The following is a 23,443-nucleotide window of genomic DNA, read 5'->3' as shown; positions in this document are numbered from 1 at the left end:
AATATTGATTTATTCTCAAAAGGTAGTTAAAGTTTTGAAGTATGCCAAAAAAAAAGCCTTTCTAGAAAGAAAGGCTTAATTAATTATTATTCTTAAAAATTAACCTAATTTAAAAGCCTTTTCTTGAGGGTAGTAAGCCGTACTTCCTAATTCTTCCTCAATACGAAGTAGTTGGTTATACTTGGCCATACGGTCAGATCTTGAAGCTGAACCAGTTTTTATTTGACCTGTATTTAAGGCAACCGCTAAATCTGCTATAGTATTATCTTCCGTTTCACCGGAACGGTGTGACATTACTGAAGTATAACCCGCATTCTTTGCCATATTAACAGCTGCAATTGTCTCTGTCAAGGTACCAATTTGATTTACTTTTATCAAAATTGAATTTGCAATACCTTTTTCTATACCTGTAGATAAACGCTCTACATTGGTTACGAATAAATCATCACCAACTAATTGAACCTTATCACCAATTTTGTCAGTCAAGGATTTCCAACCATCCCAATCATTCTCATCCATACCGTCCTCAATAGAGATAATAGGATACTTGGCGCTTAGATCGGCCAAATACTGTGCCTGCTCTTCAGATGTTCTAATTACACCAGATTCACCTTCAAATTTAGTATAGTCATATTTACCATCCACAAAAAATTCTGCCGCAGCACAATCCAATGCGATCATAACATCATCACCTAAGGTATAACCCGCGTTTTTGACAGCTTTTGCAATAGTATCCAAAGCATCTTCAGTACCACCGGCAAGGTTTGGTGCAAAACCACCTTCATCACCTACTGCGGTACTAAGTCCACGGTCATGTAAAACCTTTTTAAGATTATGGAAAATTTCCGTCCCCATTTGCATGGCGTGCGAAAAACTTTTTGCCTTAACAGGCATAACCATAAATTCTTGGAATGCGATAGGTGCATCTGAATGAGAACCACCGTTTATAATGTTCATCATTGGTACCGGTAGCGTATTTGCGCTAACACCACCAATATATCTAAAAAGTGAAAGTCCCAATTCGTTTGCAGCAGCCTTGGCAGCAGCAAGAGAAACCCCTAATATTGCGTTAGCTCCTAATTTAGATTTATTAGGCGTACCATCTAAATCTATCATAGTTTGATCTAATAGGTTTTGATCGAACACGCTCATTCCTAAAATTTCTTCAGCAATAACACTATTTACATTATCTACAGCTTTCATGACACCTTTGCCCATGAAAGTTTCACCTCCATCACGTAACTCAACAGCTTCATGCTCACCAGTAGAAGCACCAGAAGGAACCGCCGCTCTACCCATTACACCATTTTCTGTAACTACATCTACTTCAACAGTAGGATTACCTCTAGAATCCAATATCTGTCTTGCGTGAACATTTAAAATAATACTCATTTTTAATCTTTTTATTTGTTGTTTGTTTGAAAAAGTAAAGATACGAAACGGGAAAATCAATGGGTTTATTTACACATTAGATTTCCCAATAATTTAATGTTTATTTAAACTATTTCGTTATGTTTTGCACTTTTCTCAATTAATTTAAAAAAATCATCAAAAAGATAGTCAGCATCATGTGGTCCTGGACTTGCCTCTGGATGATATTGAACTGAAAACACATCTTTATTTTTCATACGAATACCAGCTACAGTTTGATCATTAAGGTGTGTATGCGTAATTTCCAAATTATCGTTGGCTTCCGTTTCTTCCCTATTTATTGCAAAACCATGATTTTGAGAAGTAATTTCTCCTTTTCCTGTTAGTAGGTTTAAAATAGGGTGATTTATTCCCCTATGCCCATTATGCATTTTATAAGTAGAGACCCCGTTTGCCAATGCCAAAACTTGATGCCCTAGACAAATACCAAATAAAGGTTTATCAGTTTGAATCATTTTTTTAACTGCGGCAATGGCATCCACCAATGGTTCCGGATCACCAGGTCCATTTGAAATAAAAAAAGCATCCGGATTCCAAGAAGACATTTCTTCAAAGCTACTATTGTAAGGAAACACCTTAACATATGCTCCACGCTTCACAAGGTTTCTTAGTATGTTTTTCTTAATACCTATATCCAGTGCAGCAATTTTAAAAGTTGCATTCTCATCACCAACAAAATAGGGTTCTTTAGTTGAAACTTTAGATGCAAGCTCCAAACCTTCCATACTAGGCACCTCCTTAAGGCGATTTTTCAATTCCTCAATATTCTCAACGTCAGTAGAAATTACGGCATTCATTGCCCCGTTATCCCTTATGTAGCTAACTAAGGCACGCGTATCTACATCAGAAATGGCAAACAACTCATTTTTTTCTAAAAAACCTTGCAAACTATCATCTGCCAAAGGCCTTGAATATTCATAACTGAAATTTCTACAAACTAATCCAGAAATCTTTATGGATTCTGATTCTACTTCCTCTGCATTAACTCCATAATTACCTATATGAGCATTAGTGGTAACCATAATTTGCCCAAAATAAGAAGGGTCGGTAAATATCTCTTGATATCCTGTCATTCCGGTATTGAAACATACTTCTCCAAAAGCGGTACCTTCCTTATCTCCCACAGATTTTCCATAAAAGATAGTACCATCTGCAAGTAATATAATAGCTTTTCTCTTTGCCTGATATTTCATTTTAGTCTTATAATTTATTCGTTCACAAAAAAACATAAAAAAAGGGATAAGCCAGAAAGCTTATCCCTTTTCATTATTAATATTTATTGACAATTTTATTCCTTAGAATCATCTGTCTTAGCTTCTGTTTCAGTTTGAGCTTCTTCTACTTTGGTTTCTTTCTCAGAAGAAACGGCAGCAGCATCGCTTCCACTTGATCTTCTACTTCTTCTTGTAGATTTCTTCTTAGGTTTGCCAGCGTTGTACAATTCGTTGAAATCAACCAATTCTATCATTGCCATATCAGCGTTATCACCTAAACGATTACCTAATTTTATAATTCTAGTATAACCACCTGGTCTATCTGCAACCTTTTCAGATACTACACTGAACAATTCTGTAACAGCGTTCTTATCACGTAGGTTTTTAAAAACGATACGTCTGTTGTGCGTACCTTTCTCAGCACTAACATTATTTTCAGCTTTTGACTTAGTGATCAAAGGCTCTACAAATTGTTTTAAAGCTTTAGCTTTAGCAACTGTAGTGTTAATTCTTTTATGCTCGATCAAAGAACAAGCCATGTTAGCTAACATTGCCTTTCTATGGGCAGTTTTTCTACCTAAGTGGTTAATTTTTTTACCGTGTCTCATGTTTTTATTTTATCATCTTGCTACCAAACTCGTTAGACCGAGGAGCAAAATATGATTAATTAATCTTTATCTAATTTATATTTTGATAAATCCATACCAAAACTTAAACCCTTGTTAATTACAAGCTCTTCAAGTTCAGTCAAAGATTTCTTACCGAAGTTTCTGAACTTCATTAAATCATTCTTATTAAAAGAAACTAAATCACCTAAAGTATCAACTTCAGCCGCTTTTAAACAGTTTAGAGCACGAACAGAAAGATCCATGTCCACTAATTTAGTTTTTAATAACTGTCTCATGTGTAAAGACTCTTCATCATAAGTCTCAGTTTGAGCAATTTCATCAGCTTCTAATGTAATACGCTCGTCAGAGAATAACATGAAGTGATGAATAAGAACTTTTGCAGCTTCCGTTAAAGCATCTTTTGGATGTATTGATCCATCAGAAGATATTTCAAAGACTAACTTTTCATAATCCGTCTTTTGCTCTACACGAAAATTTTCTATACTATACTTTACGTTTTTAATAGGTGTAAAAATAGAATCTACAGCAATAGTACCTAATGGTGCGCCAGATTTTTTATTTTCCTCTGCAGGAACATAACCTCTGCCTTTTTCAATAGTAATTTCCATATTGATGCTAACTTTGTCATCCATATTACAAAGCACTAAATCTGGATTCAACACTTGATAACCAGAAATAAACTTTTGAAAATCACCGGCAGTTAATTGGTTCTTACCGCTAACAGAAATTGAAACGACTTCAGCTTCTGAATCTTCTATTTGCTTTTTGAAACGAACTTGTTTCAAGTTTAATATAATCTCTGTTACATCTTCAACAACGCCAGGTATGGTAGAAAACTCATGCTCTACCTTATCAATCCTAACCGAAGTAATTGCATGACCTTCTAAAGAAGAAAGCAATACTCGTCTTAATGCATTCCCAACAGTTAATCCATAACCAGGTTCCAAAGGGCGAAATTCGAATTTACCTTCGAAATCAGAGGAATCGATCATTATTACTTTATCGGGTTTCTGAAAATTAAATAATGCCATAATTGGATCGGTATTGTTTATTTAGAGTATAACTCCACGATTAATTGTTCTTTGATATTTTCTGGAATCTGTAATCTTTCAGGAACGGTAACATAAGTACCTTCTTTCTTTTCACTGTTCCAAGAAATCCACTCATAGACTGCACTACTGGCAGCTAATGAATCTTGTATACTTTGTAATGATTTAGATTTCTCCCTAACACCAACAACATCTCCTGCTTTCAATGAATAAGAAGGTATGTTTACCAACTCTCCATTTACCGTAATGTGTCTATGAGATACTAATTGTCTTGCACCACTTCTTGTTGGAGAAATACCCATTCTATAAACCACGTTATCTAAACGAGACTCACATAATTGAAGTAAAATTTCACCTGCAACACCTTCTTTTCTCTTTGCAGTCTGGAAAAGGTTTCTAAACTGCTTCTCTAAAATACCATAGGTATATTTAGCTTTTTGCTTTTCCATCAACTGAACAGAATATTCGGATTTCTTTCCTCTTCTTCTGTTATTACCGTGTTGTCCTGGAGGGTAATTCTTTTTTTCGAAAGATTTATCATCTCCGAAAATTGCTTCGCCAAACTTACGAGCGATTTTTGATTTTGGTCCTGTATATCTTGCCATTTTCTTTAAATTAGAAAGTGAGATTATGAATTAAGGCTTATCCTTCGATAATCGTAATTACACTTTCGGTGAAATATTACTAGTTAATTAAACTCTTCTTCTTTTTGGAGGTCTACATCCGTTATGCGGCATTGGAGTAACATCAATGATTTCCGTTACTTCGATACCGGCATTATGTAAAGATCTTATTGCTGATTCTCTTCCATTACCAGGACCTTTTACATATACCTTAACTTTTCTTAAACCTGCTTCGTGAGCAACTTTAGAACAATCTTCTGCAGCAACCTGTGCAGCATAAGGTGTATTTTTCTTAGAACCTCTAAAACCTAATTTACCGGCAGATGACCAAGAAATAACATCTCCCTTTTTATTTGTTAAAGAGATAATGATGTTGTTAAAAGAAGCACTAATATGAGCCTCTCCAACAGAATCTACTATAACTTTACGTTTCTTGGTAACTTTAGTATTTGCCTTTGCCATACCTAATTATTATTTAGTTGCTTTCTTCTTGTTAGCAACTGTTTTACGCTTTCCTTTTCTAGTTCTAGAATTATTCTTGGTTCGTTGACCTCTTAAAGGCAAACCTGACCTGTGACGAATTCCTCTATAACAGCCAATATCCATTAAACGCTTAATGTTCAACTGAGTCTCTGAACGTAATTCACCTTCAATTACAAATTCAGAAACAGCTTCCCTGATACGACCTATTTCATCATCATTCCAATCAGAAACCTTAGTATCTTCGCTAACTTGGGCTTTACTTAATATTTCTTGTGACCTACTTCTTCCAATTCCGAAAATATAGGTTAAGGCGATTACACCTCTTTTTTGTTTTGGTATATCTATACCTGCGATTCTTGCCATAACTACCCTTGTCTTTGTTTAAATCTAGGATTCTTTTTGTTGATTACGTACAACCTGCCTTTTCTGCGAACAATCTTGCAGTCGGCACTTCTCTTCTTAACTGATGCTCTTACTTTCATCTTGTATCTTAGTATCTATATGTAATTCTTGCTTTAGTAAGGTCATAAGGACTCATCTCCAATTTAACCTTGTCTCCAGGTAAAAGCTTAATATAGTGCATACGCATCTTACCTGATATATGTGCTGTTACCACATGTCCATTTTCCAATTCTACACGAAACATTGCATTTGATAATGCCTCGATAATAGATCCATCTTGTTCTATTGCTGCCTGCTTAGCCATAAATTATGCTACTTTTCTATTTTTACCGGTTTTCATTAAACCATCATAATGTCTATTCAACAAATATGAATTTACCTGTTGCACTGTATCAATAGCGACACCAACCATAATTAAAAGAGAGGTACCACCATAAAATAACGCCCATCCAGCTTGAACATCCATCAATTTTACCACTATCGCCGGTAAAATAGCCAGCAAAGCTAAGAAAATAGATCCAGGTAACGTTATTAAAGACATAATCTTATCTAAATAATCTCCAGTTTCTTTTCCGGGACGTATTCCGGGAATAAAACCACCGCTTCTTTTTAGGTCATCTGCCATCTTATTGGTAGGGACTGTAATTGCAGTATAGAAATATGTAAATATTATAATCAAGATTGCAAACAATAAATTATAAGCCCATCCAAAAATATCACTGAACTGAACCTGCATCCATTGTCCAAATGAAGTATCATCAAAAGCTCCACCTATCATTCCCGGTACAAACATAATTGCCTGTGCGAAAATTATTGGCATAACTCCAGAAGCGTTTAACTTTAAAGGTATGTACTGTCTAGAACCCATAATGTTTTTCTCATAACCGCCAGAAGCAGTTCTTCTTGCATATTGAACAGGAATTTGTCTTGTAGCCATAACTAAAAGAATACAGGCCAATATTACCAAGAACCAAACAATCACCTCAATCAATATAAACATTAGTCCACCATTATTATTAGTTGTTCTTGAAATAAATTCTTGAACAAAGGACTGTGGCATTGTAGCAATAATACCGATCATTATTAATAACGAAATACCGTTACCAATACCTTTATCGGTAATTTTCTCACCTAACCACATGGCAAATACAGTACCGGTAACCAAAATAATCACGGCCGGCACCATAAAATCAAGTCCTTTCCCTAATAAAAAAGCACTATCCCTAACACCGAAAGCCTCTAAACCATACAAATAGGCTGGAGCTTGAACAATACAAATACCAATAGTCAACCATCTAGTAATTTGATTAATGGTCTTACGACCACTCTCCCCTTCCTTTTGCAACTTCTGAAGATAAGGAATTGCAATACCCATCAACTGGACTACGATAGATGCAGATATGTATGGCATGATACCTAATGCAAAAACAGAAGCGTTAGCAAAAGCTCCTCCTGTAAATGCATTTAAAAGACCAAATATACCTTGGTCAGTACTATCCGTTAAACCACCTAGCTGCGTTGAATCTATACCTGGAAGTACGATTTGACAACCAAAACGATAAACCAACAAAAGACCTAAAGTAATAAGAATTCTATTTCTTAGCTCTTCTATTTTCCAAATATTGGATATTGTATCAATAAAATTCTTCATGCTCTCGTTTATGCTTACAAACTTATTGCTTCACCACCTGCTGCTTCAATTGCTGCTTTGGCAGATGCTGTAAATTTATGTACTGAAACTTTAAGAGTAGCCTTCAACTCGCCATTTCCTAAAATTTTCACTAAATCATTTTTACCAACTAAACCATTCTCAATTAAAATGTCCAAAGTTACCTCGTTGGCAATAACTTTATTATCAACAAGCTCCTGTAACTTCTCTAAGTTGATACCTTGGTAATTTTTACGATTGATATTCGTAAAACCAAACTTAGGTACACGACGTTGCAAAGGCATTTGACCACCTTCAAAACCAATTTTCTTAGAATAACCAGATCTTGATTTTGCTCCTTTATGACCTCTTGCAGCAGTTCCTCCTTTACCAGAACCCTGACCTCTTCCAAGGCGTTTTCCGTCTCTATTAACTGAACCTTCTGCAGGCTGTAGACTATGTAAACCCATTTTATCCTATATTTAAGCTTCCTCTGTAGAAACTAAATGTTTAACTTTATTTATCATTCCAAGAATGTTAGGAGTATCATCATGCTCTACTACCTGACCAATTCTTTTTAAACCAAGAGCCTCTAAAGTTCTTTTTTGATTTTGAGGTTTCTTAATTCCACTTTTTACCTGTGTAACTTTAATCTTTGCCATAATTTTCCTCTTAGCCTTTAAATACTTTTTCTAAAGAAACACCTCTTTGTGTTGCAATGGTTTTTGCATCTCTAAGTTGCAATAAAGCATCAAAAGTAGCTTTCACAACATTATGCGGGTTTGAAGACCCTTGAGACTTAGACAATACATCATGAACACCAACCGATTCAAGTACCGATCTTACGGCACCACCGGCAATTACACCGGTACCATGAGATGCAGGCTGAATATATACTCTAGCCCCACCGAATTTACCTTTTTGCTCATGCGGCAAAGTACCCTTGTTCAAAGGTATACGTACTAAATTCTTTTTACCATCTTCAATTGCTTTAGCAATTGCAGTAGCAACTTCCTTAGATTTACCTAAACCGTGACCTACAACACCATTTTCATCACCTACAACAACAATTGCAGAAAAACCGAATGCTCTACCACCTTTTGTTACCTTAGTTACACGTTGAATACCAACTAATTTATCTTTTAAATCTAAACCACCTGGCTTAACAGTTTCTACGTTTTTATATTTTTGGAACATACTAGTATATTAGAATTTTAGACCTGCTTCTCTTGCACCTTCAGCCAGAGACTTAACTCTACCATGATACAAATTACCCCCTCTATCAAAAGCTACTTTATCCAAACCAGCTTTTACAGATTTCTCAGCGATTGTTTTACCAACCAAAGCAGCAATCTCGGTTTTATTTCCTTTTACTTTTGCAATATCCTTATCTCTTGAAGAAGCAGATACCAAAGTGACTCCTTTAACGTCGTCTATAACTTGAGCGTAAATTTCGCTATTACTTCTGAATACAGATAACCTTGGTCTAGCTGCAGTTCCAGAAGAAACCTTACGAATTCTACGACGGATTCTTAATTTTCTTTGTGTTTTTGATAATCCCATAATATCCTATTATTAAGCTGACTTACCAGCTTTTCTTCTTAATATTTCACCTACAAACTTGATACCTTTCCCTTTGTATGGCTCTGGCTTACGAAAAGATCTGATTTTCGCTGCTATATGACCAACTAATTGTTTATCATATGAAGTCAGCTTTACGATAGGATTCTTACCCTTTTCTGATATAGTCTCAACTTTTACCTCTGGTGCCAAGTCAAAAACAATGTTGTGTGAAAAACCTAAAGCCAAATCAAGTTTTTGTCCTTGATTACTTGCTCTATAACCTACACCAACTAGTTCTAATTCTTTGGTCCATCCTTTAGAAACACCTTCTACCATATTGGTGATAAGTGATCTATAAAGACCATGCTTTGCTTTATGCTCCTTCGAATCAGAAGGCCTTGTTACAAAAACCTGTCCGTCTTCTACTTTTATCGATACTCCCGAGAACTCTTGAGTCAACTCACCTAACTTTCCTTTCACAGAAATGATGTTGTCGTTGATTTCAACTGTAACCCCTTCAGGAATTGCGACTGGATTATTACCTATTCTAGACATTTTCTAAATCTTTTATCAATTAATAAACGTAGCATAAAACTTCACCACCAACTTTCTCTGCCTTTGCCTGCTTGCTAGTCATTACACCATGAGATGTAGAAACGATTGCAATACCTAAACCATTCAATACACGAGGCAAATCTTCGCTTCCTGCATATTTTCTAAGACCAGGCTTACTAATACGCTGTATTTTCTTGATAACAGGTTCTTTTGTAAGCTTATCATATTTCAAGGCTATTTTAATAGAACCCTGAACTTTACTTTCTTCGAACTTGTAACTTAAAATATATCCTTGATCGAATAATATTTTAGTAATTTCTTTCTTTAGATTCGACGCAGGGATTTCAACAACCCTATGTCCCGCTCTACTCGCGTTTCTAACTCTCGTTAGGTAATCTGCAATAGTATCTGTTACCATATAAATATAATTCGGAAACGGTTTTTGGCAATTTCACCAAACCTGAATCCATTAATAATTCTTTACTTACCAGCTAGCTTTCTTAACCCCTGGTATTAAACCAGCGTTAGCCATCTCTCTGAATTTTACTCTTGAAATACCAAAAGTTCTCATGTAACCTTTAGGTCTTCCAGTTAATTTACATCTGTTATGCAAACGTACCGGAGATGCATTTTTAGGTAATCTTTGTAGTGCTTCGTAATCTCCAGCTTCTTTCAAAGCTTTACGTTTCTCAGCAAAATTTGCTACAGTCTTTTCCCTTTTTCTTTCACGGGCTTTCATTGATTCCTTAGCCATACTAATTCTTTTTAAAAGGTAAACCTAATTCTGTTAATAATGATTTCGCTTCTTTATCCGTATTTGCAGATGTTACAAATGTAATATCCATACCATTTATTCTATTGATCTTATCAATATTAACTTCTGGAAATATAATTTGCTCTGTTACACCTAGGTTGTAATTTCCACGACCATCAAAACCGGTAGCTTTGATACCTTGAAAATCCCTAACTCGTGGTAAAGCAGAAGTAACCAAACGATCCAAAAACTCATACATGCGCTCACCTCTTAGTGTAACTTTTGCACCAATAGGCATACCTTTTCTTAACTTAAAGGCAGCAACATCTTTCTTTGACATGGTAGCAACGGCCTTTTGACCAGTTATCATTGTCATTTCATCAATTGCATGGTCAATAAGTTTTTTGTCAGCAACAGCAGCTCCTACACCTCTACTCATTACTATTTTTTCTAACTTAGGAACCTGCATTACATTACTGTAACCAAACTCTTCGGTAAGGGCAGCAACAATTCGCTCCTTATACTCTTTCTTTAATCTTGCAACGTATGCCATAACTAAATTACTTCATTGGATTTTTTGGAAACCCTAACTTTTTTACCATCCCTCATCTCATAACCTACTCTTGTTACTTCGCCAGTTTTACTGTCGATCAAGGCCAAGTTAGAAATATGGATTAAAGCTTCTTTTTTTACAATACCACCTTGAGGATTCTTAGCACTTGGCTTCTCATGTTTAGATACCATATTGGCACCTTCTACGATGGCTTTATTTTTCTCAAGATTAACGCGTAAAACTTTACCTTCGGTACCTTTATGATCACCAGCAGTAATTCTTACCGTATCTCCTGTTTTGATTTTTAACTTTTTCATCTTGTCCGTTATATTATAATACCTCTGGGGCCAATGATACAATCTTCATGAACTGCTTATCCCTAAGCTCTCTTGCTACAGGTCCAAAAACACGAGTTCCTCTCATTTCTCCGGCAGGATTCAATAACACACAAGCGTTATCATCAAATCTGATATAAGACCCATCTGGTCTTCTAACCTCTTTCTTTGTACGAACTACAACAGCAGTTGAAACCGCACCTTTCTTGATACCTCCGTTTGGAGTTGCCTCTTTTACAGTAACAACAATTTTGTCACCTATTGAAGCATACCTTCTTTTGGTACCACCAAGAACACGGATAGTTAAAACTTCCTTTGCCCCTGTGTTATCCGCTACTTTTAGTCTAGATTCTTGCTGTAACATAACTTATTTAGCTCTTTCTAAGATTTCTACTAATCTCCAACATTTGGTTTTACTCATAGGTCTAGTTTCCATGATCTTTACAGTATCACCAATGTTACAATCGTTCTTTTCGTCATGCGCAACATATTTCTTTGTCTTCAAAACGAATTTACCGTACATAGGATGTTTTACTCTTTTCACTTCCGCAATAACAATAGATTTCTCCATTTTATTACTAGTGACAACTCCTACTCTTTCCTTTCTTAAATTTCTTTTCTCCATAAAGCCCACCAGTTATTGGTTCTCCCTATTAGTTAATTCAGTAGCTAATCTCGCTACCGTTCTCCTTACTTTTCTAATCTGAAGCGGATTTTCTAACGGAGTTACAAAATGTGCCATTTTCAAATCTGCATGCTGCTTCTTGTACTCGGCCAATTTCTCCGTAAGTCCTTCCACAGACATTTCTTTAATCTCTTGTTTTTTCATTATTACTTACGTTTAATTTCCAGCCTCGTAATCACGAGCTACAATGAATTTTGTTTTTACAGGAAGTTTCTGAGCCGCTAATCTTAAAGCTTCTTTTGCTACTTCCATAGGAACTCCGGCCACTTCGAACATAATTCTACCAGGTTTAACCACAGCTACAAAATATTCTGGAGCACCTTTACCTTTACCCATACGTACTTCTAATGGCTTTTTGGTAATAGGCTTATCCGGAAATATTTTAATCCACAATTGACCTTCTCTTTTCATAAATCTAGTAGCAGCGATACGCGCAGCTTCTATTTGGCGTGAAGTTAAAAATGCAGCATCATCAACATTTTTTATACCGAACATACCATTTGAAAGTTGGTGTCCTCTTCCAGCAAGACCTTTCATACGGCCTTTCTGCATCTTACGGAACTTCGTTCTTTTCGGTTGTAACATTACTTTAGTTCTTTAAAAAATTACTTTCTACGACGTTGTTTTCTTCCACCTTCTTGCTTACCACCCTTAGAAGAATCTTTTTGCATTCCTACTAACGGGGATAAATCTCTTTTACCATATACCTCACCCTTCATAATCCAAACTTTTATACCAAGTTTACCATACGTAGTTTGAGCTTCCTGTAAAGCATAATCAATATCCGCTCTAAAGGTAGATAATGGAATTCTACCATCTTTATAAGATTCGGAACGAGCCATTTCAGCACCGTTTAATCTACCAGAGATTTGAATCTTTATTCCTTCGGCATTCATACGCATTGCTGCAGCGATTGCCATTTTTATAGCTCTTCTAAAAGAAATTCTACTTTCAATTTGACGAGCAACACTTGCCGCTACTAAATTAGCATCAAGCTCTGGTCTCTTTATTTCAAAAATGTTGATCTGAACCTCCTTATTAGTGATTTTTTTCAACTCCTCTTTCAACTTATCAACTTCCTGACCACCTTTACCGATAATAATACCAGGTCTTGCAGTAGTTACAGTAACAGTGATCAACTTAAGAGTACGTTCAATTATAACTCTTGAAACACTAGCCTTAGAAAGTCTTGCATGAATATACTTACGTATTTTATCATCCTCAGCCAATTTATCTCCGTAATCGTTACCACCATACCAGTTAGATTCCCAACCTCTAATGATTCCTAGACGATTTCCTATTGGATTTGTTTTCTGTCCCATTCTAGTTTTCTGTTATGTTTTTTGACCCCAAAACCAATGTAACATGGTTTGAACGTTTTCTAATTCTATGTGCTCTACCTTGTGGAGCAGGACGCAATCTCTTTAACATTGCACCACTATCTACTCTAATCTCAGCTACGATTAAATCAGCATCCTCTAAACTAGCCTCTTCATTCTTCGCTTGCCAATTTGCCAAAGCAGAAAGCAACAATTTCTCCAACTTTCTAGATGCTTCCTTAGGATTGAATCTTAATATCGCCAAAGCTTGCTCTACTTTTACACCGCGAATTAAATCTGCGACCAAACGCATTTTCCTAGGTGAAGTAGGACAGTTGTTCAACTTAGCGAAAGCTACCATCTTTTTCTCAGCCTTTATTCTTTCGGCCATCTGTTTTTTACGAACTCCCATAGCTTACTTTTTTCCTTTGTTTTTCGCACCTGCATGACCTCTAAAAGATCTAGTTGGTGAAAATTCCCCAAGTTTATGTCCTACCATGTTTTCTGTTACAAAAACAGGTACAAATTGTTTTCCGTTGTGCACAGCTATAGTCATCCCAACAAAATCAGGAGTGATCATAGATGCCCTAGACCAAGTTTTAATTACCGCTTTCTTACCGGATGATACACTTTGCTGGATTTTCTTTTCCAAACTATAGTGAACGTAAGGTCCTTTTTTTAGTGAACGTGCCATTTCTTTCTACTTTTTTATTTCTTTCTACGTTCGATTATATACTTGTTGGTACTCTTGGTCTTAGAACGGGTCCTGAATCCTTTAGCAGGTATTCCGTTTCTCGATCTTGGATGACCACCTGAAGCTCTACCTTCACCACCACCCATTGGATGATCGACAGGGTTCATAGCTACCGGTCTAGTTCTAGGCCTTCTACCCAACCACCTACTTCTACCAGCCTTACCTGATACCAATAATTGATGATCTGAGTTAGATACGGCACCAATAGTTGCCATACAACCTGAAAGAATTAATCTAGTTTCACCAGACGGCATTTTAACAGTAACGAACTTACCGTCTTTTGCCATTAATTGAGCAAAGGTACCTGCACTACGAGCCATAACAGCCCCTTGACCAGGTCTTAACTCAATACACGAAATTATAGTACCCAATGGAATCTCACTCAATGGCAACGCATTACCGATCTCAGGAGCTACAGTAGCACCGGCAGAAACCTGCTGATCAACCTGTAAACCGTTTTGAGCGATTACATAACGCTTTTCACCGTCCGCATATTCCAAAAGAGCAATAAATGCAGTTCTATTTGGATCGTACTCTATAGTTTTAACGGTTGCAGCAACATCCTGCTTATCCCTTTTAAAATCTATTACACGATACCTTCTCTTATGACCACCACCTTTTTGGCGTATAGTCATTTTTCCTTGACTGTTTCTACCTCCGGACTTTTTTAACGGAGCAAGCAAGCTCTTCTCCGGCTTATCAGCAGTAATGGCGTCAAATCCATTTACTACTCTAAAACGCTGTCCTGGAGTGATTGGTTTTAATTTTCTAACTGACATTTCTTGTCTTTATAGATTACTGTAAAAATCGATAATATCACCTTCTACAACATCAACGATGGCTTTTTTAATAGCGTTCGTCTTACCATGTTGCACACCAGTTTTTGTATATCTGGATTTTCTTGAAGGACCGTAATTCATTGTACGAACCTTCTTCACAGAAACACCATAAGTAGCTTCAACCGCATCTTTAATCTGCAATTTATTAGCCTTAGGGTCAACTACGAATCCATAACGGTTGTTCAACTCGCTATCAGCAGTCATTTTTTCCGTTATAATTGGCTTTATCAACACACTCATGATATTATTGTTTATTTAAATTCGATTCAATTCCTTCTAAAGAGCTTTCTAACAACACCACACTATTTGCATGAAGAATTTTATAAGTACTTAATTCTGAGTTAGTTATAACTTCTGAGCCCTTAAAATTACGCGAAGACAAATATACACCTTTATTTGAATCACCCAACACTATTAAAGACTTTTTATTCTCAAGACCTAAAGTCTTTAAAACCTGAATAAAATCTTTAGTTTTTGGAGTATCAAAATCAAAGTCCTCAACTACCAAAATCGCATTTTCTTTAGACTTTAAAGTCAATGCAGATTTTCTTGCCAAACGCTTTAAGTTTTTATTTAACTTTTGACTATAATCCCTAGGTCTTGGTCCAAATATTCTACCACCACCTCTAAAAACTGGTGATTTAATACTACCTGCTCTTGCAGTACCTGTACCTTTTTGTTTCTTAATTTTTCTTGTACTACCAGCGATCTCAGCTCTTTCCTTTGCTTTGTGAGTACCTTGTCTTTGATGAGCTAAATACTGCTTTACATCTAGGTAAACCGCGTGATCATTAGGCTCTATAGCAAAAACATCATCAGAAAGGTCTGCCTTTCTACCTGTGTCTTTTCCTTTAATATCTAAAACTGCTATCTTCATTACATCTACCTTTGTATGGTTACATAAGCATTCTTATGGCCCGGAACACAACCTTTTACTACTAAAAGATTTTTTTCAGGAACTACTTTTAAAACTCTAAGGTTCTGAACTGTTACACGATCAGTACCCATTCTACCGGCCATTTTCATACCTTTAAATACTCTTGCCGGATATGATGCCGCACCAATAGAACCAGGAGCTCTAAGTCTATTATGCTGACCATGTGTTGCTTGACCAACACCACCGAATCCATGACGTTTTACAACACCCTGAAAACCTTTACCTTTAGACGTACCAATAACATCTACAAACTGTCCTTCAGCAAAAACATCAACACCTACGGTGTCACCTAATTTAAATTCACCTTCAAAATCTCGGAACTCAACGACTTTTTTCTTAGGAGAAGCACCTGCTTTTTTAAAATGGCCTAATTCAGCCTTAATAGCACGACTTTCTGCCTTGTCATCGAAACCAAGTTGAAGGGCACTATACCCGTCGACCTCTTCGGTTCTGACTTGGGTAACTACACATGGTCCAGCTTGAATAACGGTACATGGAATGTTTTTTCCATTCTCGTCAAAAATACTGGTCATGCCTACTTTCTTTCCTATTAACCCAGACATACTTATTTATATTAATTATTACTTATTAAATTCAACTCAAAAAAATAGGGTCAAAATAATTTAACCCTAAATTATTTTTATCCGTTTTTCCCTCGCACGCAGCTTAGGACATGTCACCCAACCCTTTACAAGGTCAGGTATTGCATTACACCTTAATCTCTACTTCAACACCACTAGGAAGCTCTAACTTCATAAGTGCATCAATAGTTTTAGACGAAGAACTATAAATATCCAATAATCTCTTATAAGAACTCAATTGGAACTGCTCTCTAGACTTTTTATTTACGTGCGGTGAACGCAAAACTGTAAATATCTTCTTGTGTGTTGGCAAAGGAATTGGTCCTGTTACAACAGCACCGGTAGTCTTTACCGTTTTTACAATCTTTTCAGCAGACTTATCTACCAAATTGTGATCGTAAGATTTTAGTTTTATTCTAATTTTCTGACTCATGTCCTAAATTTATGCTGTTATACCTTTTGCTGCTTTAATAACTTCTTCCGAAATATTAGAAGGAGTTTCTGCATAGTGCGAAAATTCCATTGTTGAAGTTGCACGACCAGAAGACAATGTTCTCAAAGAAGTTACATATCCGAACATTTCAGATAATGGAACTGTACCTTTAACCACTTTTGCCCCAGCTCTATCACTCATATCACCAATGGTACCTCTACGTCTATTTAAATCTCCAACGATATCACCCATGTTTTCTTCAGGGGTAATAACTTCTAACTTCATGATTGGCTCCATAATAACGGCACCTGCTGCTTTACCGGCAGCTTTGTAACCCATCTTTGCAGCCAGTTCAAAAGAAAGCGCATCAGAATCTACAGGGTGAAAAGAACCATCCTTAAGCACAACTTTCATTGAATCCATTTCATAACCGGCCAAAGGACCATTTTGCATAGCAACAGTAAATCCTTTTTCTACAGATGGAATAAATTCTTTTGGAATACGACCACCCTTGATTTCATCAACGAATTGCAATCCTTCACCATCAAAATCCTCATCCGCAGGACCCATTTCAAATACAATGTCACCAAATTTACCACGTCCACCAGATTGTTTCTTATAAGTCTCTCTGTGTGAAGCTGTTTTAGTTAAAGCCTCTTTGTATTCTACCTGAGGCTCACCTTGACTTACCTCTACTTTAAATTCTCTTTTTAAACGGTCAACAATAATATCCAAGTGAAGCTCACCCATACCAGATATAATCGTTTGTCCAGAAGCTTCATCAGTTCTTACGGTAAACGTAGGATCTTCTTCAGCTAACTTACCTAAAGCCATACCTAATTTATCAACATCAGCTTTGGTCTTTGGCTCCACAGCAATACCAATTACCGGCTCTGGGAAGTCCATACTCTCCAATACTATCGGATGCTTTTCATCAGACATCGTATCACCAGTCTTAATATCCTTGAAACCTACAGCAGCACCAATATCACCTGCTTCGATAAAATCGATAGCATTTTGTTTATTTGAATGCATCTGATAAATACGTGAAATACGCTCCTTTTTACCTGAACGGTTATTCAATATATAAGACCCGGCATCTAAACGACCAGAATATGTTCTAAAAAATGCCAATCTACCTACAAAAGGATCGGTAGCAATCTTAAATGCTAAAGCCGAAAAAGGCTCTTTCACATTTGGCTTACGTTTTTCAACAGCACCTGTATCAGGGTTTGTTCCTTCAATATCATCCTTATCCACAGGAGAAGGCAAATATCTACAAACAGCATCCAATAAAAACTGAACACCTTTATTCTTAAATGAAGAACCACAAATCATAGGAATGATTGCACGATCCATAACCGCAGCTCTTAATGCAGCATGCACCTCTTCTTCTGTGATAGAATCCTCGTCCTCAAAGAACTTCTCCATCAACTCTTCATCATATTCAGCAACAGCTTCAATCAAGGCAGCTCTGTACTCCTTAACTTCAGCTTTCATTTCTTCAGGAATATCAATTACATCAAATGTAGAACCGAATCCTTCATCATGCCAAACAATTGCTCTATTCTTTGCCAAATCAACAATACCTCTAAAATCAGCTTCATCACCGATAGGAAGTACAATTGGCACAGCATTTGAACCTAACATCTCCTTAACTTGCTTACAAACCATAAGGAAATTAGAACCTTGACGATCCATTTTGTTCACGAAACCTATCCTAGGAACCTTATAGTTATCAGCCAATCTCCAGTTAGTCTCTGATTGAGGCTCAACACCATCAACAGCACTAAACAAAAAGACCAAACCATCCAATACACGTAAAGAACGATTTACCTCTACGGTAAAATCAACGTGACCAGGAGTATCTATTATATTAAAGTGATAATCCTTGGTGTCAGGCAATTCTTTTGCATTCTCCAAAGGAAATTTCCAGGTACAAGTAGTTGCAGCAGACGTAATTGTAATACCTCTTTCCTGCTCTTGCTCCATCCAGTCCATAGTAGCAGCACCATCATGAACCTCACCTATTTTATGACTTACACCCGTATAAAAAAGTATACGTTCAGTCGTAGTAGTTTTACCAGCATCAATATGCGCAGCAATACCTATGTTTCTTGTATATTTTAAATCTCTTGCCATGTCTATTTAGAATCTAAAGTGCGAAAATGCTTTGTTTGCCTCAGCCATCTTGTGCGTATCGACTCTTTTCTTAACCGCCGCACCTTCTTCTTTTGCAGCAGCTAAAATTTCACCAGCCAATTTTTGGGCCATACCTTTTTCATTACGCTTTCTAGCATAACTAATCAACCACTTCATAGCTGTTGATATCTTACGGTCTGGTCTAATTTGCATTGGAATCTGAAATGTTGCACCACCAACTCTTCTACTTCTAACCTCTACGTGAGGCATTACATTACTTAACGCATCTTTCCAAAGCTCTAAAGCTGTCTTCTCATCATCGGTCTTTTTAGCATCTACGATATCAATTGCATCGTAAAAAACACCAAAAGCAACTGATTTTTTACCATCCCACATCATCATATTGACGAAACGTGTCACCAACTGATCATTAAATCTTGGATCCGGTAAAAGTGGTCTTTTCTTTGCCTGTCTTTTTCTCATTACTTCTTTTTAAACAAGTTTAATTACTTCTTAGGTCGCTTTGCACCATACTTAGATCTACGTTGTGTTCTACCGGCCACACCTGCTGTGTCCAATGCACCACGTACAATATGATACCTTACCCCTGGTAAATCTTTAACTCTTCCGCCTCTTACTAATACTATCGAGTGCTCTTGAAGATTGTGACCCTCTCCCGGAATGTAAGCATTCACTTCCTTACCATTCGTCAACCTAACCCTAGCTACTTTTCTCATAGCTGAATTTGGCTTCTTAGGCGTGGTAGTATAAACACGTGTACAAACACCCCTTCTCTGAGGACACGAATCCAAAGCAGCCGATTTACTCTTCTTAGTAATCGTCTCTCTTCCTATTCGTACTAATTGTGATATTGTTGGCATACTATATAATATATAAAAATTACCCCTACTTTAAGGGTCGGCAAATGTAGTCATATTTCAGTAAAATTCAAATCATTATGAATTTATTTTTATTTTTTTTCAAAGTCTGGATTTTCGCACCTAAAAATACTTGCAAAAACCATCTTAAAAATTAAAACAAAACGCATCTAAACACATACAAATTTTGATTTGAATAAAATGCAGAAAATTTTGAGTTTTTGTGAAGAATTGCGAATATGATAAAATAAAGGGTGTCGAATTATTTAACTTTAAATATGGATCGTGTTTTATCTGTAACTTCTGATTTTATATAACAATCTTAAAGTTTTATTAAAATTATCTTGCATTATTAACACATTATTGTGAAGTTTGTCGCTAGCTAATTCAAATAATTTAAAAATGAGAACAAAACTAAATGGATTGTTAACGCTACTATTGGCGTTAGTTGTGCATATTTCTTTTGCACAGCAAAAAACGGTATCCGGTACGGTTACCGATCAAGGAGGGCTTCCTTTGCCCGGGGTTAACATCGTAGTTGAGGGCACCACAACAGGTACCCAAACAGATTTCGATGGTAACTATTCAATTATGGCCTCAGAAGGGGAAACATTACTTTTTACCTATATAGGGCAGAAAGCACAAAGAGCCACTGTTGGTTCAAGCTCAACCATTAGCATTTCAATGGAAGAAGACGCTCAAGCACTTGATGAGGTGGTTGTAACGGCCCTTGGTATTAAAAGAGAACAAAAATCTCTTGGTTATGCGGTTAGTAAAGTTGGAAAAGAGGAATTGGAGCAAAAATCCGAAGGTGATTTAGGTCGTCTTTTACAAGGTAAAGCACCAGGTGTTAACATTACTGCATCTAATGGTTTAAGCGGATCTTCTTCAAATATTGTTATTAGAGGTAATACTTCTATTACAGGTAACAACCAAGCTCTTTTTGTAATTGACGGTATACCTTTTGATAGTGGTGCAAATCAACAAAGTGATTTCTTTGATAACGTTACAGAGTCTAACCGTTCGTTAGACATTGACCCAAACAATATTGAAGATATCAGTATACTTAAAGGTTTAAGTGCAACAGCTCTATATGGTAACAGAGGTAGAAATGGTGTAATCTTAATTACAACAAAATCTGGTTCAGGCTCTAACAAACAAGGAAGCTCTAAACTATCTATCACCCAATCTGTATTTCAAAGTACACCACACTTACCAACCTACCAAGATGAGTATGCTGGAGGTTTCAACAATGGTTTTGGATGGTTTTTTAGTAACTGGGGACCAAGATTCAAAGACCCTACAGCATCTTATGGTGATTATTTCATAAGATCAGGAGAAGACGGAACAGTATTTGTAACTCACCCGTTCGCAACAAATGTAAACCAAGCGTTCATTGAAGGTTATGAAGATTTAGCAGCATCGGAATATGAGTTGAAACCATATGATAGTGTTAAGAATTTTTTCAGAACAGGATTCAATACAACTACCAATATTAATTTATCTGGTGGAAATAGTGATTTTGGATACAATGTAGGATATACAAAACTAGACGATGAAGGGTTTACACCTGGTAATGAATTATCGCGTAACAGTTATACTTTAGGCGGTAACGGTACTTTAGGAAAATTAAGAGTTAATGCCTCTATGAACGTAGCGGTAACCGACTACAAATCCCCTCCAATTGCAGCCTCAAGAGGTAGTGGTGTTATCGGTGGTGGTGCATCTATCTTTAGTGATTTATTTTACACGCCTAGAAACGTTGATTTAGTAAATATTCCTTTTGAAAGATTAGACGGAGGATCTCTTTACTACAGAGAAACAAATGGTATACAACACCCTTTTTGGACAGTTAAAAACAATAGAACAGGTCAAAAGACTACAAACATTTTTACAAGTTTCAGTTCGGTATACCAGTTTAACGATAATTTGTCCGCAGCATACAGATTTGGTTTTAATACATATACTGAAAACGGATTTTATGCACAAAACAAAGGTGGTATAGACGGTAATCCATTAGGTCTTTTGAGGACTACAAGTATTGTAAGCTCAAATTTTGATCATAACTTCTCTATAAATTATGATAAAGATATTTCAGACAAGGTAAACTTTAAAGGTATTTTAGGTTTTAATTCTAACCGTCAAGAATTTGACAGAGATGGTGTTGAGAGCACAAACCAAGTAGTATTTGGTGTATTAAGACACTTTAACTTTACAAACCAGTCTACAATTAATTCATTCAGCGGAAATTCAATTCAAAGGCAAACAAGACAGAATACATTTGGTGCTTTTGCAGATTTAACGTTAAGCTATGAAGATTATTTATACCTGAACGCGCAGGGTCGTAATGACTGGACATCGACATTAGAAACGGGTAATAACACTATATTCTATCCATCTGCAAGTTTATCCTTTATACCTACTGCAGCTATTGAAGGTTTACAAGGTAAAGCGCTCAACTATTTAAAGTTAAGATTCGGATATGGTTCATCAGCTGGTTTCCCTCCTGTATACACTACAAGAACTACATTGGCTTTGAACGGTAACTTGTTCGTAAATCAAGACGGAACCAACCTTTCTGGTAATGACACAGATGGTTTATTAGGTAATGCAGATTTAACACCTGAACTTATCAATGAAATTGAATTTGGTATCGATTCAAAACTTTGGGATAATAGAATTGGTCTTAATGCCAGTGTTTTCAAAAGAAAAACTACAGATTTGATTACGTTTAGAGATTTACCTCCTAGTGAAGGTTTCACGGAAACGTATATTAATGCAGGTGATTTAGAAAACGAAGGTATTGAAGTTGGTTTAACATTAGACTTATTAAGAAACCCTGAAGGTCTTAATTTAGATTTCGGTCTTACTTTTTATGCTGATGAGCCAGTTATTACAAAACTACCTGACGGAGTAGACAATATTACCATTGGTGGTTCAGCAACAACTGCTGATGCAAGAAACGCTGCAGTAGTTGGGCAACCTTACGGTGTATTCTTAGGCTCAACAGTAGATACCGATGACGACGGCAACTTCTTAGTTGGTGACGATGGTAACTATGTTGCTACAGCTGATATAGATAATGTTATTGGTGATCCAAATGCTGATTACACTGCTAACTTTAGAACTAATATTGGCTATAAAACGTTGAGATTAGGAGTTGATTTGGCTTACAGACATGGCGGTGATGTTTATTCAAGAACAATATCTACATTACAAAATAGAGGTGTGATTGAATTCCCTTTCTCTAGAGAAGGAACTTATATCTTACCAGGAGTAAATCAAACAACAGGTGAACCAAACAATGTTCAAATCAATGCAACTGATATTGCTTTTAGCAACTGGCTTTTTGGACCTTCTAATTTTAAGGTTTATGATGGTAGTATGCTTCGTTTAAATGAGGTAAGCCTATCATATGATTTTACTGAAAAAATGTTGAAAAATACACCTTTCTCAAAAATCAATGTTACACTACTTGGGTCTAACCTATGGTATAGATCATTCAATACACCTAAGGATGCTAACTTTGATGTTAATGTTAACAGTACTGGTGTTGGTAACAACCAAGGTCTAGATTTCTTTTCTGGTCCAAGTGCTGCTAGATATGGCTTTAGTCTGAAGGTTGAATTTTAAAAA

At 36.3% G+C, this 23,443-nt stretch carries 35 protein-coding genes; 1 reads left to right on the top strand and 34 read right to left on the bottom strand.

Features of this window, described 5'->3' with window-relative positions; genetic code table 11:
• Positions 1-99: 99 nt before the first annotated feature.
• The 34 genes from eno to rpsL form a co-directional block, all read right to left on the bottom strand.
• On the bottom strand, positions 100-1,392 hold the full coding sequence (gene eno, locus PXC01_RS07520; protein ID WP_276471674.1) for a phosphopyruvate hydratase: 1,293 nt from the start codon (positions 1,390-1,392) through the stop codon (positions 100-102).
• A 104-nt stretch (positions 1,393-1,496) separates the two neighbouring features.
• Positions 1,497-2,624: a glutamine-hydrolyzing carbamoyl-phosphate synthase small subunit gene (gene carA, locus PXC01_RS07515; RefSeq protein WP_276471673.1), complete on the bottom strand. Its 1,128-nt coding sequence runs from the start codon at positions 2,622-2,624 to the stop codon at positions 1,497-1,499.
• Between the two features lie 95 nt (positions 2,625-2,719).
• Complete coding sequence (rplQ, locus tag PXC01_RS07510; protein WP_276471672.1) at positions 2,720-3,253, bottom strand: 50S ribosomal protein L17; 534 nt, start codon at positions 3,251-3,253, stop codon at positions 2,720-2,722.
• Between the two features lie 59 nt (positions 3,254-3,312).
• Positions 3,313-4,305, bottom strand: coding sequence for a DNA-directed RNA polymerase subunit alpha (locus tag PXC01_RS07505; RefSeq protein WP_276471671.1), 993 nt, complete (start codon positions 4,303-4,305; stop codon positions 3,313-3,315).
• A 17-nt stretch (positions 4,306-4,322) separates the two neighbouring features.
• Positions 4,323-4,928: a 30S ribosomal protein S4 gene (gene rpsD / locus PXC01_RS07500; RefSeq protein ID WP_276471670.1), complete on the bottom strand. Its 606-nt coding sequence runs from the start codon at positions 4,926-4,928 to the stop codon at positions 4,323-4,325.
• Between the two features lie 87 nt (positions 4,929-5,015).
• Positions 5,016-5,408: a 30S ribosomal protein S11 gene (rpsK, locus tag PXC01_RS07495; protein ID WP_036152169.1), complete on the bottom strand. Its 393-nt coding sequence runs from the start codon at positions 5,406-5,408 to the stop codon at positions 5,016-5,018.
• 9 nt (positions 5,409-5,417) lie between these two features.
• A complete protein-coding gene (gene rpsM, locus PXC01_RS07490) occupies positions 5,418-5,792 on the bottom strand; it encodes a 30S ribosomal protein S13 (RefSeq protein ID WP_133672059.1) in 375 nt (124 codons plus the stop codon).
• A gap of 2 nt (positions 5,793-5,794) precedes the next feature.
• A complete protein-coding gene (ykgO, locus tag PXC01_RS07485; protein ID WP_013305171.1) occupies positions 5,795-5,911 on the bottom strand; it encodes a type B 50S ribosomal protein L36 in 117 nt (38 codons plus the stop codon).
• An 8-nt stretch (positions 5,912-5,919) separates the two neighbouring features.
• Positions 5,920-6,135: a translation initiation factor IF-1 gene (infA, locus tag PXC01_RS07480; RefSeq protein WP_013305172.1), complete on the bottom strand. Its 216-nt coding sequence runs from the start codon at positions 6,133-6,135 to the stop codon at positions 5,920-5,922.
• 3 nt (positions 6,136-6,138) lie between these two features.
• Positions 6,139-7,482 carry a preprotein translocase subunit SecY gene (gene secY, locus PXC01_RS07475; RefSeq protein ID WP_036152165.1) on the bottom strand — a complete coding sequence of 448 codons (1,344 nt, stop codon included), beginning with the start codon at positions 7,480-7,482 and terminating at the stop codon, positions 6,139-6,141.
• A 14-nt stretch (positions 7,483-7,496) separates the two neighbouring features.
• Positions 7,497-7,949, bottom strand: a complete 453-nt coding sequence (gene rplO / locus PXC01_RS07470; protein WP_276471669.1) for a 50S ribosomal protein L15 — start codon at positions 7,947-7,949, stop codon at positions 7,497-7,499.
• Between the two features lie 12 nt (positions 7,950-7,961).
• Positions 7,962-8,141 carry a 50S ribosomal protein L30 gene (gene rpmD / locus PXC01_RS07465; RefSeq protein ID WP_027064811.1) on the bottom strand — a complete coding sequence of 60 codons (180 nt, stop codon included), beginning with the start codon at positions 8,139-8,141 and terminating at the stop codon, positions 7,962-7,964.
• 10 nt (positions 8,142-8,151) lie between these two features.
• Positions 8,152-8,676, bottom strand: a complete 525-nt coding sequence (gene rpsE, locus PXC01_RS07460; RefSeq protein WP_058103817.1) for a 30S ribosomal protein S5 — start codon at positions 8,674-8,676, stop codon at positions 8,152-8,154.
• A 9-nt stretch (positions 8,677-8,685) separates the two neighbouring features.
• Positions 8,686-9,042 (bottom strand): 50S ribosomal protein L18, encoded by a 357-nt coding sequence (gene rplR / locus PXC01_RS07455; protein ID WP_058103818.1) that lies wholly within the window; start codon positions 9,040-9,042, stop codon positions 8,686-8,688.
• A 12-nt stretch (positions 9,043-9,054) separates the two neighbouring features.
• Positions 9,055-9,597: a 50S ribosomal protein L6 gene (rplF, locus tag PXC01_RS07450; protein ID WP_276471668.1), complete on the bottom strand. Its 543-nt coding sequence runs from the start codon at positions 9,595-9,597 to the stop codon at positions 9,055-9,057.
• A gap of 19 nt (positions 9,598-9,616) precedes the next feature.
• Positions 9,617-10,015 carry a 30S ribosomal protein S8 gene (gene rpsH / locus PXC01_RS07445; RefSeq protein ID WP_076547392.1) on the bottom strand — a complete coding sequence of 133 codons (399 nt, stop codon included), beginning with the start codon at positions 10,013-10,015 and terminating at the stop codon, positions 9,617-9,619.
• Between the two features lie 66 nt (positions 10,016-10,081).
• Positions 10,082-10,351, bottom strand: a complete 270-nt coding sequence (gene rpsN / locus PXC01_RS07440; protein WP_276471667.1) for a 30S ribosomal protein S14 — start codon at positions 10,349-10,351, stop codon at positions 10,082-10,084.
• 1 nt (position 10,352) lies between these two features.
• Positions 10,353-10,904, bottom strand: coding sequence for a 50S ribosomal protein L5 (rplE, locus tag PXC01_RS07435; protein WP_276471666.1), 552 nt, complete (start codon positions 10,902-10,904; stop codon positions 10,353-10,355).
• A gap of 2 nt (positions 10,905-10,906) precedes the next feature.
• Entirely contained in the window at positions 10,907-11,221 is a 315-nt protein-coding gene (gene rplX / locus PXC01_RS07430; protein WP_276471665.1) for a 50S ribosomal protein L24, read from the bottom strand.
• A gap of 13 nt (positions 11,222-11,234) precedes the next feature.
• Entirely contained in the window at positions 11,235-11,603 is a 369-nt protein-coding gene (gene rplN, locus PXC01_RS07425) for a 50S ribosomal protein L14 (protein WP_027064819.1), read from the bottom strand.
• A gap of 3 nt (positions 11,604-11,606) precedes the next feature.
• Complete coding sequence (rpsQ, locus tag PXC01_RS07420; protein ID WP_027064820.1) at positions 11,607-11,864, bottom strand: 30S ribosomal protein S17; 258 nt, start codon at positions 11,862-11,864, stop codon at positions 11,607-11,609.
• Between the two features lie 12 nt (positions 11,865-11,876).
• Positions 11,877-12,068, bottom strand: a complete 192-nt coding sequence (gene rpmC / locus PXC01_RS07415) for a 50S ribosomal protein L29 (protein WP_036152146.1) — start codon at positions 12,066-12,068, stop codon at positions 11,877-11,879.
• A gap of 12 nt (positions 12,069-12,080) precedes the next feature.
• Positions 12,081-12,509: a 50S ribosomal protein L16 gene (gene rplP / locus PXC01_RS07410; protein ID WP_036152144.1), complete on the bottom strand. Its 429-nt coding sequence runs from the start codon at positions 12,507-12,509 to the stop codon at positions 12,081-12,083.
• Positions 12,510-12,529: 20 nt separating this feature from the next.
• The gene (gene rpsC, locus PXC01_RS07405; protein WP_027064823.1) at positions 12,530-13,246 is read right to left on the bottom strand and encodes a 30S ribosomal protein S3; all 717 of its coding nucleotides are present in this window, start codon (positions 13,244-13,246) and stop codon (positions 12,530-12,532) included.
• 1 nt (position 13,247) lies between these two features.
• Entirely contained in the window at positions 13,248-13,655 is a 408-nt protein-coding gene (gene rplV / locus PXC01_RS07400; protein ID WP_073242600.1) for a 50S ribosomal protein L22, read from the bottom strand.
• 3 nt (positions 13,656-13,658) lie between these two features.
• Positions 13,659-13,937, bottom strand: a complete 279-nt coding sequence (gene rpsS, locus PXC01_RS07395) for a 30S ribosomal protein S19 (RefSeq protein WP_027064825.1) — start codon at positions 13,935-13,937, stop codon at positions 13,659-13,661.
• Positions 13,938-13,951: 14 nt separating this feature from the next.
• Positions 13,952-14,776, bottom strand: a complete 825-nt coding sequence (gene rplB, locus PXC01_RS07390) for a 50S ribosomal protein L2 (RefSeq protein WP_276471664.1) — start codon at positions 14,774-14,776, stop codon at positions 13,952-13,954.
• A 9-nt stretch (positions 14,777-14,785) separates the two neighbouring features.
• Positions 14,786-15,076 carry a 50S ribosomal protein L23 gene (gene rplW, locus PXC01_RS07385; RefSeq protein ID WP_036152136.1) on the bottom strand — a complete coding sequence of 97 codons (291 nt, stop codon included), beginning with the start codon at positions 15,074-15,076 and terminating at the stop codon, positions 14,786-14,788.
• A 4-nt stretch (positions 15,077-15,080) separates the two neighbouring features.
• Positions 15,081-15,713: a 50S ribosomal protein L4 gene (gene rplD / locus PXC01_RS07380; protein ID WP_276471663.1), complete on the bottom strand. Its 633-nt coding sequence runs from the start codon at positions 15,711-15,713 to the stop codon at positions 15,081-15,083.
• A 5-nt stretch (positions 15,714-15,718) separates the two neighbouring features.
• Positions 15,719-16,336 carry a 50S ribosomal protein L3 gene (rplC, locus tag PXC01_RS07375; protein ID WP_036152131.1) on the bottom strand — a complete coding sequence of 206 codons (618 nt, stop codon included), beginning with the start codon at positions 16,334-16,336 and terminating at the stop codon, positions 15,719-15,721.
• A 145-nt stretch (positions 16,337-16,481) separates the two neighbouring features.
• A complete protein-coding gene (rpsJ, locus tag PXC01_RS07370) occupies positions 16,482-16,787 on the bottom strand; it encodes a 30S ribosomal protein S10 (protein WP_007094989.1) in 306 nt (101 codons plus the stop codon).
• Positions 16,788-16,796: 9 nt separating this feature from the next.
• Positions 16,797-18,929 carry an elongation factor G gene (gene fusA / locus PXC01_RS07365; protein WP_276471662.1) on the bottom strand — a complete coding sequence of 711 codons (2,133 nt, stop codon included), beginning with the start codon at positions 18,927-18,929 and terminating at the stop codon, positions 16,797-16,799.
• Positions 18,930-18,935: 6 nt separating this feature from the next.
• The gene (rpsG, locus tag PXC01_RS07360; RefSeq protein WP_116770427.1) at positions 18,936-19,412 is read right to left on the bottom strand and encodes a 30S ribosomal protein S7; all 477 of its coding nucleotides are present in this window, start codon (positions 19,410-19,412) and stop codon (positions 18,936-18,938) included.
• Between the two features lie 23 nt (positions 19,413-19,435).
• Positions 19,436-19,810 (bottom strand): 30S ribosomal protein S12, encoded by a 375-nt coding sequence (gene rpsL / locus PXC01_RS07355; protein WP_036152127.1) that lies wholly within the window; start codon positions 19,808-19,810, stop codon positions 19,436-19,438.
• A gap of 399 nt (positions 19,811-20,209) precedes the next feature.
• On the opposite strand from rpsL, the gene PXC01_RS07350 reads away from it, so the two are divergent.
• Complete coding sequence (locus PXC01_RS07350) at positions 20,210-23,440, top strand: SusC/RagA family TonB-linked outer membrane protein (protein ID WP_276471661.1); 3,231 nt, start codon at positions 20,210-20,212, stop codon at positions 23,438-23,440.
• Positions 23,441-23,443: the final 3 nt, after the last annotated feature.

Source organism: Maribacter huludaoensis (assembly GCF_029350945.1).
Taxonomy (GTDB): domain Bacteria; phylum Bacteroidota; class Bacteroidia; order Flavobacteriales; family Flavobacteriaceae; genus Maribacter; species Maribacter huludaoensis.
The sequence above is the reverse complement of the archived record's forward strand: the minus strand, read 5'-3'. Positions and strand labels throughout refer to the sequence as shown.

Bases quoted from the DNA above. Each gene is read 5' to 3' on its own strand.
- rplF (WP_276471668.1), bottom strand. From the start codon at position 9,597: ATGTCTAGAATAGGTAATAATCCAGTCGCAATTCCTGAAGGGGTTACA.
- eno (WP_276471674.1), bottom strand. From the start codon at position 1,392: ATGAGTATTATTTTAAATGTTCACGCAAGACAGATATTGGATTCTAGA.
- rpsS (WP_027064825.1), bottom strand. From the start codon at position 13,937: ATGGCACGTTCACTAAAAAAAGGACCTTACGTTCACTATAGTTTGGAA.
- rplO (WP_276471669.1), bottom strand. From the start codon at position 7,949: ATGGGTTTACATAGTCTACAGCCTGCAGAAGGTTCAGTTAATAGAGAC.
- rpsG (WP_116770427.1), bottom strand. From the start codon at position 19,412: ATGAGAAAAAGACAGGCAAAGAAAAGACCACTTTTACCGGATCCAAGA.
- rplN (WP_027064819.1), bottom strand. From the start codon at position 11,603: ATGTTACAGCAAGAATCTAGACTAAAAGTAGCGGATAACACAGGGGCA.
- rplW (WP_036152136.1), bottom strand. From the start codon at position 15,076: ATGAGTGTGTTGATAAAGCCAATTATAACGGAAAAAATGACTGCTGAT.
- rplQ (WP_276471672.1), bottom strand. From the start codon at position 3,253: ATGAGACACGGTAAAAAAATTAACCACTTAGGTAGAAAAACTGCCCAT.
- PXC01_RS07505 (WP_276471671.1), bottom strand. From the start codon at position 4,305: ATGGCATTATTTAATTTTCAGAAACCCGATAAAGTAATAATGATCGAT.
- rpmC (WP_036152146.1), bottom strand. From the start codon at position 12,068: ATGAAAAAACAAGAGATTAAAGAAATGTCTGTGGAAGGACTTACGGAG.
- rplP (WP_036152144.1), bottom strand. From the start codon at position 12,509: ATGTTACAACCGAAAAGAACGAAGTTCCGTAAGATGCAGAAAGGCCGT.
- rpsQ (WP_027064820.1), bottom strand. From the start codon at position 11,864: ATGGAGAAAAGAAATTTAAGAAAGGAAAGAGTAGGAGTTGTCACTAGT.
- rpsN (WP_276471667.1), bottom strand. From the start codon at position 10,351: ATGGCTAAGGAATCAATGAAAGCCCGTGAAAGAAAAAGGGAAAAGACT.
- infA (WP_013305172.1), bottom strand. From the start codon at position 6,135: ATGGCTAAGCAGGCAGCAATAGAACAAGATGGATCTATTATCGAGGCA.
- rpsD (WP_276471670.1), bottom strand. From the start codon at position 4,928: ATGGCAAGATATACAGGACCAAAATCAAAAATCGCTCGTAAGTTTGGC.
- rplR (WP_058103818.1), bottom strand. From the start codon at position 9,042: ATGGGATTATCAAAAACACAAAGAAAATTAAGAATCCGTCGTAGAATT.
- PXC01_RS07350 (WP_276471661.1), top strand. From the start codon at position 20,210: ATGAGAACAAAACTAAATGGATTGTTAACGCTACTATTGGCGTTAGTT.
- rpsH (WP_076547392.1), bottom strand. From the start codon at position 10,015: ATGGTAACAGATACTATTGCAGATTACCTAACGAGAGTTAGAAACGCG.
- fusA (WP_276471662.1), bottom strand. From the start codon at position 18,929: ATGGCAAGAGATTTAAAATATACAAGAAACATAGGTATTGCTGCGCAT.
- rpsK (WP_036152169.1), bottom strand. From the start codon at position 5,408: ATGGCAAAGGCAAATACTAAAGTTACCAAGAAACGTAAAGTTATAGTA.
- rplE (WP_276471666.1), bottom strand. From the start codon at position 10,904: ATGGCATACGTTGCAAGATTAAAGAAAGAGTATAAGGAGCGAATTGTT.
- carA (WP_276471673.1), bottom strand. From the start codon at position 2,624: ATGAAATATCAGGCAAAGAGAAAAGCTATTATATTACTTGCAGATGGT.
- rpmD (WP_027064811.1), bottom strand. From the start codon at position 8,141: ATGGCAAAGATTAAAGTTACACAGGTAAAAAGTGGAATTAAGAAACCT.
- rplV (WP_073242600.1), bottom strand. From the start codon at position 13,655: ATGGGAGTTCGTAAAAAACAGATGGCCGAAAGAATAAAGGCTGAGAAA.
- rpsE (WP_058103817.1), bottom strand. From the start codon at position 8,676: ATGTTCCAAAAATATAAAAACGTAGAAACTGTTAAGCCAGGTGGTTTA.
- rpsL (WP_036152127.1), bottom strand. From the start codon at position 19,810: ATGCCAACAATATCACAATTAGTACGAATAGGAAGAGAGACGATTACT.
- ykgO (WP_013305171.1), bottom strand. From the start codon at position 5,911: ATGAAAGTAAGAGCATCAGTTAAGAAGAGAAGTGCCGACTGCAAGATT.
- rplX (WP_276471665.1), bottom strand. From the start codon at position 11,221: ATGAAAAAGTTAAAAATCAAAACAGGAGATACGGTAAGAATTACTGCT.
- secY (WP_036152165.1), bottom strand. From the start codon at position 7,482: ATGAAGAATTTTATTGATACAATATCCAATATTTGGAAAATAGAAGAG.
- rpsC (WP_027064823.1), bottom strand. From the start codon at position 13,246: ATGGGACAGAAAACAAATCCAATAGGAAATCGTCTAGGAATCATTAGA.
- rplB (WP_276471664.1), bottom strand. From the start codon at position 14,776: ATGTCAGTTAGAAAATTAAAACCAATCACTCCAGGACAGCGTTTTAGA.
- rpsJ (WP_007094989.1), bottom strand. From the start codon at position 16,787: ATGAGTCAGAAAATTAGAATAAAACTAAAATCTTACGATCACAATTTG.
- rplC (WP_036152131.1), bottom strand. From the start codon at position 16,336: ATGTCTGGGTTAATAGGAAAGAAAGTAGGCATGACCAGTATTTTTGAC.
- rpsM (WP_133672059.1), bottom strand. From the start codon at position 5,792: ATGGCAAGAATCGCAGGTATAGATATACCAAAACAAAAAAGAGGTGTA.
- rplD (WP_276471663.1), bottom strand. From the start codon at position 15,713: ATGAAGATAGCAGTTTTAGATATTAAAGGAAAAGACACAGGTAGAAAG.